This is a genomic window from Bacillus pumilus (genome assembly GCF_009937765.1).
In the GTDB taxonomy this organism is placed as follows: Bacteria; Bacillota; Bacilli; order Bacillales; family Bacillaceae; genus Bacillus; species Bacillus pumilus_O.
In genome coordinates this window covers 1,167,824-1,178,012 of the sequence record NZ_CP047089.1, presented here as the reverse complement: position 1 = coordinate 1,178,012, position 10,189 = coordinate 1,167,824, and the positions used below count along the sequence as shown (strand labels likewise).

Sequence of the window (10,189 nt, the reverse complement as noted above, 5' to 3'; positions counted from 1 at the left end):
GTTCTTCTCCCCCTACACCCAATCCAAAATCTGAATCTTGTTTTTTTCAGTCCAAACGCCGACATCCCCTGTCGGATATAGGTATTCGCCTGTTTGATGTTTGAATGGATGTTGAATTTTATGCGTCTCCATCCAATCGGCAAGCTCTCCGCATAGTGCCTTGATATCCTCTGCACCGATAAAAATATCTCCAGGGAACCCTACCGGCATGAGCTGATGCTCCTCGCTCAGGACATAGATTTCTGTCTCACACGAAGGATCATGCACAGCTGAGTAGACCTCTTCTTGATCTGGATACAGCACGCTGACTTGTGCATTTTTCGCCCAATCGGTGATCATCCGCCCTTTTTCTTCATTTGTCACGATCGTGAAGGAAGAGAGTGGTGTCTCCACTTGTTCTGTCATGGCTTCAAGTGTGTGGATCAGCTGCTGCATCAGCGATTGTATTTGTTTTTCTTTATATTGATTGAAGCGGTATGTGACCCGAAGCTCCAGCGTATCTCCAGGGACAGCCACAAGGGTCAAGTCATAGTTTGTTTCTTCATGACTGGCTATATCTAAGATCCGTACACCATAAGGCTCCACTGATTCTATCGGGTAGTTTTCAAACACGACAATGCTATGAAACAATGATTCTCCATTCGGAATTTGGGTCATCTGCTGAATATCTGGGAGTACGGTATACTCGAACTCTCGCATGTGAAAAACTGTTTCCTGCGTTTGGGTCAGAAGCTCGGCAATGGTTCTGTCTGGTGTGATCGGCAAACGAAGCGGCAAAGTGTTAATAAAGAGCCCTGTCATGCTTTCAACCTCTTTTAAGTCCGCAGGCCGGCCAGATACTGTGACACCGAACACGACATCCTCTGAGCCTGAATGAAGGTGCAAGAGCAGACCCCATGCCGCCTGAATCAGCGTGCTCATCGTGACCTTCTGTGTCCCTGTCATTTTCTCCAGCTTCTGCTGCATTTCAGGCGTCAGTTTGATACTAATCTGATCAATACCTGCTCCTTCATCCGAAGCTTGCTCTCCGTCTCCTGGTAGTGGTGTGGCTTCCCCTACTCCTGACATGTAATGTTTCCAGAACTCTTGTGCCTTCTCTTGATCTTGCTTTTGCAGCCAATCAATAAAATCTTTATATGGACGCACAGCAGGAAGATTGATCTCTCGTTCATCCACAAGCGAGCGATATATTGAAAGGGATTCCTCAATCAAGCCAAACAGGCTCCAGCCATCAATTAAAATATGATGAAAGCTAAAAACAAACGTACATGTTTTCTCATCACGGTTGAATAAAGCGATACGAATGAGCGGTTCAGCCGCATTTTCTAATTCGAAATCCTTTGAACGATCGGTTTGTAAATACTGCTCAATGGTTTTCTTCTGATCCCTTTCACTCAGGTGGCGCACATCGTGCTGAGTGAGGTGAAGGCTTCCTTCTGATTGAATCAATTGGACAGGCTCCTTTAGCCCCTCCCAAGCAAATCTTGTCCGTAAAATCGAATGACGTTCCACAAGCAAATTCCATGCTTTTTCATAGGCTTTGCCGTCCGTTAAGCCTTCGAGTGTCATATGCACCTGACCAAAATACGCCTGTGATGCTTGATCTAACAGTGCATGAAACAGCATCCCTTGCTGCATCGGAGATAGTGGATACACATCTACCACATTGTCTGGAAGCTCATCTATTTGCTTTTGCGTCAGCTGGACCATTGGAAAATCAGATGGCGTAAAGCCGCCTTTTGCCTCTACACAATGCGTCAGAATGTCCTCCATTTTTTCTTTAAATCGTTCAGGTAACTGACGCACCTCTTCCTCCTGAAGCAGTTCACGATTGATCATAAAATTCATCTGAAGCTGACCACCGATAACGTATCCATACACATCGATCAATTGCTGTCTTTCTGCTTTTGGATCATGCACATGTCCATTTCGCTCATCAGCTATATACAGATTTGCCTCACCATCTATTTGATCTAGCTGTCCAAGGTAATTAAAGCTCACCTGCGGCGCTACCGTTTTAAGTAAACGTGATGCGGTCATGTATTGGAGTAAGCCATAGCCGATCCCCTTTTGCGGCACAGCTCTTAAGGTTTCTTTGACATCTTTAATTTGTCTCTCAACATCGGTTTGAATAAAAGGAATGAAAATAGGATAAGAGCTTGTAAACCAGCCGACTGTCCGTGACAAATCCATCTGTTCAAATAAATCCTCGCGTCCGTGCCCTTCTAGCGTGATCAGTAGTGGCTTTCCAATCGCTTGCACAAGTCCTGATAAGAGTAAATCGTTCACTTCTGTTCGGTACGCTTGTGATGCATGCCTTAGTAATATGTCTGTTTGGTCCTTCGTCAATTGAACAGTCAGGATCTCTGCATGTTCTTCTATATTGAAAAGCGCAGGCGTTTGAAAAGGAGAACCTTCTTCCTCGTGATCGATGATCTTTTCCCAAAACGGAACCTGCTCTAGTAATTGATCGGTTTGTGCATATTGATCAAGTGCCTCTGCCCACTGCTGATAAGAAGCGGTTTTCTTTGCAAGCATGATCTCCTGCCCTGCCGCAACCTGCTTCAACCCGTTTAAGATATCTTCCTGTATGATGCGCCACGATATTCCATCCATCACAAGATGGTGGGCTGCGATGAAGAGTTCAGACGTGCAATCACTTGTCTGAAAAAGAATGGCTTTGATCACTTCTCCCCGCTCTAATGACAATGTTCCTTGACATGCGCTTGTCTCCATGCGGATTTGCTCTAGTGCTTCCTCGTGAGAAACATCCGCCAAATCAAAGAAAGTGACACAAGGAATAATGCCAGGCGCACGAATGGTTTGAATCCATGTGCCATCTACATCTTTTGTATAAATGGCTCTTAGCATATCGTGATGATCGACAAGCTTTGAAAGAACTTGCGTTAACTGTTCGGGTTGTATAGATTGCTTGAATTTAATATGCGCTGATAGATTCCAATAATCTTGATTTGTCATCGATTGCTCAAAGAACCAAGATTGGATTGGAAGCAGACGTGCATCTCCCGTAACAGGTGATTGATCATAAGACACAGACACATCTGCTTTTTTCATAGCGTGTGCCAGCTGTGAAATGGTCTGTTTTTCAAATACATCTCTCGGCTGTATGATATAGCCTTCCTGTGCTAGGCGTGCCACCATTTGTATGACAATAATAGAATCTCCGCCAAGCTCAAAGTAGTTATCATGAACACCGATTGAAGGAGTGCCAAGAAGCTGAGTCCACACTTTTTTCAGCACTCGTTCTTCCTTACTGAGCGCTTGATCTGTCGGTTTTTCGGCTTCTTCCTGTCTCCACACGGGCGGCGGGAGACGCTTTTGATCTACCTTACCGTTTGGCGTGAGCGGCAGTTCCTCGAGCTCTATGAATAGGCTCGGTACCATATAATCTGGCAATCTATCTTTTAATTTTCGGCGAAGGTCTTGCTGGGTCCAGGTACCTTTTTGGACAAAGTAACCGATGAGCCGCTTATGACCACTCTCGTGCTGATGCGGAATGACCGCACATTCTAAGATATCTTCAACACTCAGCATAGTGGCTTCAATTTCGCCGCATTCGACGCGATGTCCGCGTATTTTCACTTGATGATCGATTCTTCCGAGGCAGTCGATGATGCCATTTGGGAGCCAGCGGCCCATATCACCTGTTTTATATAAACGCGCTCCTTTATGAAAAGGATGCGGGATAAATGATTGCGATGTTTTTTCTTCATCTCCAAGATAACCTAGTGCGAGCCCTGTTCCGCCAACATAAATCTCTCCAATGACACCTTGCGGAACTGGCTGCAGCTGGTCGTCTAATACATAGGCTTGTGAATAAGCAATTGGCCGACCGATAGGAACGGTCGTCTGCCCTTCGTCTAATGAACAAATATGATGCACACAAGAGAACGTCGTATTTTCAGTTGGTCCATAGCCGTTTAAAAGCCCTTCAGGTAAATACGGCAGTGCCTTACGAATATGAGCAGCTGAGAGCGCATCACCACCGACCAATAATGCATCGAATCCAGATAAAGCTTCTGGATGCTCCTCTGTCAATCGGTTGAACAGCGGTACTGTTAGAAATCCTGTTGTGATCTTGTATGATGTCAGCGTGTCAGCCAGTGTATCCATTGATAAAACCGTATGTCGATCGGTGAGAATCAGCCTTCCCCCGTTTAATAGAGCTCCCCATATTTCATACGTAAAGGCATCAAAGGAGAAGCTAGCCATTTGTAAAATGCGTGTATGTTCGTCAAGGGTGACATAATCTGTTTCACACACTAGCCGGATGACTGCTTGATGCGGAATTAAAACCCCTTTTGGCTGTCCAGTTGATCCTGAAGTGTAATTGATATAAGCGAGTCCATCAGATTTTAGGGCAGCAGGTATGAGCTCTGCTTCTGATAAAAATTCTTCATATCCTTCATCAAGACAAATGATTTCGGTTTGACTAATGGATACCTTTTTCAGCCATTCATTTTTTGTCAGTAACAGCTGAATCCCTGTATCCCTCAGCATATAATCAATGCGTGCATCTGGATATTCGGGATCAATCGGCACGTAGGCGCCTCCTGCTTTCACAATCGCCAGCACCCCAAGGACCATTTCAGGCGACCTGTCGATGAGCAGCCCTACTGGTTCATGCGGCGTCACACCTCTCTGCTGTAGGGAGGCCGCAAGCCGGTCGACTTTCTCTTGTAACACGCGATACGTCCACTGCACTCCCCCGAATTCGAGAGCGATGGCTTCAGGTGACTTTCTCACCTGCGCTTCAAACCGTTCCGTGATGAGAAGCGAACCTGCAGGCTGATCTGTTTTACCACCCCATTCATAGAGCAGTTGATGCTTCTCTTTTTCTGGCAGGTAATTCATTTGTTTAATCGGCTGTGATGGATGTTCGCAAATACACTCAAGCAACTGCTCGTAATACCGAAGGAACCGGTCCATCGTATCGTCAGAAAATAAGTCCACATCATACTCCAGTTTTAATTGAAGACCCTCTGCTCCTTCAAAAACAAACAGAGATAGATCGAATTTGGCGGTATCGTTATCTTCAATGGCTAAAACAGATGTCGCTTCCCCCATCGGAGAAGCCTCAAGCGGTAGATTTTGCAAAACAAACATGACCTGAAACAGCGGCTGTTTGCCAGCCTCACGTACAATATCCAGCTCATCTACGACCATTTCAAACGGCACATCCTGATGCGCATAGGCGCCCATAGTTGTGTCTTTCACCCGTTCTAATAATTCAGTGAAAGCAGGGTTCCCGCTATGATCAATCCGAAGAGCCAGTGTATTCACGAAAAATCCGATGAGATGCTCCATCTCCGTCCGATTTCTCCCAGCAATGACTGATCCAATCACAAACTCATCCTGTGAAGACAAACGGTGCAGCAATGTAGAAAAGGCGGTCAGTAGCGTCATATAAAGGGTACTGTCGGTTTTTTTAGAAAGCTCAGCAAGCTGATCTGATAGCGACTTCGATAGGTCGTATTTTTTCGTTTTTCCCTTGTAGGATTGAACGGCTGGCCGCGGGTAGTCATACGGCAAAACCAAATCTTCGACAGGGACTGCAAATTGCTCTTTCCAATAGGAAAGCTGCTTCTCCAGCGTCTCTCCAGTCAAATATTCCTTCTGCCATAAAGCGTAATCCGCATATTGAATCGGCAGTGGTAAAAGATCAGGTTCTCGCCGGTCGATCATCGCTGTATACCATTCAGACAGCTCTCTTGCGGCAATCCCAACCGACCAGCCATCTGACACAATGTGGTGAATGGACATCAGCAGCAAATGATCTCTTTCCGACAATCGAATCAGTTTCGCGCGAAAGAGCGGATCATGCTCTAAGCGGAAAGGTGTGCTTGCCTCTCTTTTCGCCCATTCAGCCGCTTTTTGTTCTTTTTCTTCCTGAGATGTCAGATCTGATAGATCCTCCACTTCAAGCTCTGGAAGGGTCATATGCTCATGGATGACCTGTACTGGTTCATCGCCGCTCATAGTAAAGGACGTTCTAAGCGACTCATGCCTTTGCACCATTTGCTGAAGACTGCGCTGAAGCACCTTCACATCTAAAATTCCATTCATCCGAAAGGAAATGGTATTATTGTAAAACGGCAGATCAGGCTGTAATTGATAGAGAAACCACTGTCTTTGCTGGGCATAGGACATCGGAATCTCCTGACCCTTTGCTATTTTCCGCATTTGTACCGCTTTATCCACTTTTGCATGCGAATCAATCCATGACGCTAGTTCCCCCAGTCTCGTATGCTCAAAAAGAACAGCGAGCGGCACATCAAATCCCATTCTTTGTCTCACCGCAGACAGCATTTGTGTTGCCTTGAGCGAATGACCCCCGAGTAAAAAGAAATGATCACCGCAGCTGACATTCGAGACATCAAGCAGCTCGGACCAAATGCTTGCCAATCGTTTCTCCGTCTCCGTTTGAGGCGCTCTGTCCTCGGCATCCTGTCCACTTTCCTCAATGAGTGCTTTGAAATATGCTTCATCAGGCATGCCATCCTCTGATTCTTTCCAGTATTCCTCAGGAAATAGATGGACGGAATATTCACCAGATAGATGAGACTGCAAAGACGTATAAATGGATTGATACAGCCGTTCTTCAATGGCTTTTGTTTTGTCGGTTTTGAAAAAGACATACACCGCTTTCTCTGTTCGATCCTCCGCATGAAGCATCTCTTGAATATCCTGCTTCGACCGATCTAATCCCATATAAATGAGAGGTGCATCTGTCATTAAACATGCCAGCATCGTCTGCAAGCCCGCTCGCTTCGGAATCGGAAGATAGCCTCTTTCTTTTAAGATGCCTTTGATCATCGAACCCTCGCTCATGCCGGTTTCATCCCACATGCTAAAGCTAAAGCAGTACGGCTTCACGGTAGATGTCAGCTTCTGATAATGAGCAAATTGTTCAACGAACTCATTGGCAGCGCAATAAGCGCCTACGGTCATCCCGCCCTTTAACGTTCGTGCTGATGAGCTAGAAAGAAATAAGACATTCTGCCGTTTAGAAGCCGCTTCATGAAGGGCAATCGTGCCATATACCTTTGCTTCGTACATCGCATGTAAGGACACAGACGTCATGTCAGCAAGCAGCTCTTCTTGAATGATGCCAGCAAAATGAATCACGCCATGCAGCCTTTTTTCATGAGCCACCTCTTGTCTTGAGATCAGGGCTTCAAGTGCTTTTGCATCCGTCAATTCCACTTCTTCATAATGAACAGTGCCGCCGCGTTTTTCCGCTTGTTTCTCAAGTGAGGTCAATATGTCTTGCTGATCCGCAGTTAACGCTTCTCGTGCCTTTCTTCCAAGCAACACGAGATGCGCTTGATAGGATGTCAGAAGATCTTCACTTAGCATTCGTCCTATTCCGCCAAGCCCGCCTGTCAGCACGTAAAGCCCGGAGGATTCAAATGGCGGCGTCTTCCTCTTTTGCTCTCTTTCCAGATGAAGCGGCGTTAAAAGAGGAATATAACGAACACCTTCGCGGTAAGCAGCCACTTGATAGCTTGTGTCTTGAGTAAGCTCTGTCATAATCGCTGATGCATGGGAATGGTCAGCCGGTTCTGTTAGAGAAAAATCAAGACATCGCACCTTGATAAACGGCCATTCATGCTGTACAGCTGTCATCAATCCCGCTGTCGTTGCTTTTTCCACATGATGTGTTTGATCTTCTGGTAAATTCATCGCATGAGCGGAGACAAAGGTAATCTCTACAGGTTCCTCATAAGCGGCCATCGCTTTTGTTGTATATAATGCACTCATGCTGCCCATTTTCTGCGCTTCCTTCGCCAATGCCGCTTGAAGTATGTCTTCCTTTTTTGTGTAGTTCCAAAGGTGAATGATTTGTTTCACCGAAACGCCATACGAACGGAGCGTCTCAAAGAGTTGTTCGTAATCTGACGGCCGATTCGGGTGGATGATGAAGTGAGTATGTGTGAGTTGTGTGAATGCTTGACCCGGTTCAACCGTAATATAGGTTTGTTCATTGTTTGAGAGGGATTTCAATTGATCTGCCAGCCCTAATGCATCTGCAAAGATCACTGTATCTCCTGCTGTTTGCTTTTCAGTTTTATGAAGCGGAGCGGGTGTCCACTTCTTTTGATAACTCCAATCAGGCAAGGTATGTTCATTTTCAAGTCTGATATCCAGTTCCTTGATGATTTCGTCGAATTCACCTTCCTGCCACCTGGTCTTGAGCTGTGCCCTTTCTATTTTTCCAGAGCTTGTTTTCGGAAAGGCATGCTTCTGGACAGGAATAACCTTCGATGCATAAAGACCCATTTTTGTCGCAATATGGGTTTTCATGTGCTGACTAGCCCTCATGATATAAGCAGGCTCATACAACTTCGGTGTAAAAAAGAGAATCAGTTCATCGGATGCAGATGCCTCCATTCGCACGGAGCAAGCTGCCACAAAGGTTGTTTCTACGCCGGGTACTTCCTCTGCCATGGCTTCAATTTCATAGTTGTGATAATTTTTCCCGTTGATGATGATCATGTCTTTTTCTCTACCGGTTAATGTCAGCCTTCCTTCATGCAGAAATCCTAAATCGCCCGTGTGGAACCAGCCCTCTGTTTGAAAAACCTCTTGATTCGCTTCGTCATTCTTGTAATAGCCCTTCATTGTCGTCGGCCCTTTGATTTGTACGCTACCAATATGATCTTCCGGAAGAAGCTCATGCTCATGGTTGACGATACGAATTGTGATACCCGGAATCGGTTTCCCCAGCTCTGTAAAGCTGACGGTTCCAGTTTCGCGTGCCTCCGCTGGTCTTAACTGCTCTGTCAGTGACGTTTCCTCAAAGGTCAGAACCCCGCTGTTTTCATTTCCCCGCTCAATCGCAAAAGAGAAAACAACGGCTGATGAGATTTCTGACATGCCGAATGCCGGTCTGATGACGTCTCCTTTTAAACCGTGCGGAGCAAGCAAGTGTAAAAACCGGTGGATTGTCTTCGGTACGACGGCTTCTGCCCCATTGATCATACAAGTCATAGCAGAAAGATCCCAAGATCCTGAAGAAATGTCTTTCTCATAATCATTGATCATCGCAAATGCGAAGTTAGGTGCCCATGTCTTCGTTGCACGATAACGGTCCATCCAGTCAAGCCAGCGCAGCGGCTGAGCGATGAAGTCATCTGTTCTTGCCCGAATTTGCTCACAGCCTGTATACACATTGACAAGATGGAACATGACAATGCCGCCAATATGATCTAATGGCATCCAGTCTAATGAGACGTCATCTTGTGTAAACCCATTGGCTGCCACTGTTCCTTTGACATTCGCTAACACACTTCTATGAGAATGCTCTACGCATTTGGGCATCCCCGTACTTCCAGACGTTAAGATAAAAAAGACAGAATCATCGGGCATGACTGGATGTGCTTCTAGATCTCTTTCTAAAGTAAGCATTGGTTCAACGGCTGCAACACGTAATTGATCTGTATGCCACAGTAAAGCTAATCCTTGCACCTCATCAATCAGCGAGTCATCCGTGAGAATGAGCGGATGCTCCAGCAGGTTCCAAGCGTGATGAAGCTTCTTCACTGAGGCATTCATTTCCCGATAGGTCGGGGCTGCAGATACAAGTGTTGGGACAAATCCGCCTAATACACATGCCCAAAAAGCTATGACCATTGCATGATTCGATGAAAATTGAAAGAACACAGGATCTCCTGGCTTAAGGCCTAGTGCCCTTAAGCCCGTCAGAACTCGTTCGGCATCCTCCTTTAACTGCGAATAGGATTGCGTGAGTTCATTTTCACTATTGATGATATAAGTCAGTCCATTTGTTGTTTTGGCTGCCTCAGTTAGAGCGTCCTGCAAGGTTTGAGCTCCTGCACGAACATCTATATCCCCTCCATAGGAAATGGCTGGGGGCATGTCTGCTAAAGCAGGTGAAGCCATTTGCGTCTGTTTCCATTCAACTGCGGCCTCCTGCTCCATGTGATGGTCTAGAAATAAATGAGAGAGGTGATATGGCCGAGGTCGAATGGTTTTTTCACGAGAAAAAACAGCGAAGCGTTCGATTTCGTTGGTTTGTAAAATGGTTTTCTGTACATCTTGTAAAATCGTATCCATTGATTCATGTACATTCGATTGATTAATGATTGATGGTTTCATATGAGTTCCTTCCCTTTTTTGGCAGGCAGGGCTACCAGTGTGCACC

1 protein-coding gene is annotated in these 10,189 nt (G+C 45.8%); it reads right to left on the bottom strand.

What is annotated here, in order from left to right; genetic code table 11:
* Positions 1-12: 12 nt before the first annotated feature.
* Entirely contained in the window at positions 13-10,143 is a 10,131-nt protein-coding gene (locus GPS65_RS05685) for a non-ribosomal peptide synthetase (protein ID WP_161985364.1), read from the bottom strand.
* Positions 10,144-10,189 lie beyond the last annotated feature (46 nt).

Excerpts from the sequence above, each read along its gene's own strand:
- GPS65_RS05685 (WP_161985364.1), bottom strand. The coding sequence starts at position 10,143 with ATGAAACCATCAATCATTAATCAATCGAATGTACATGAATCAATGGAT.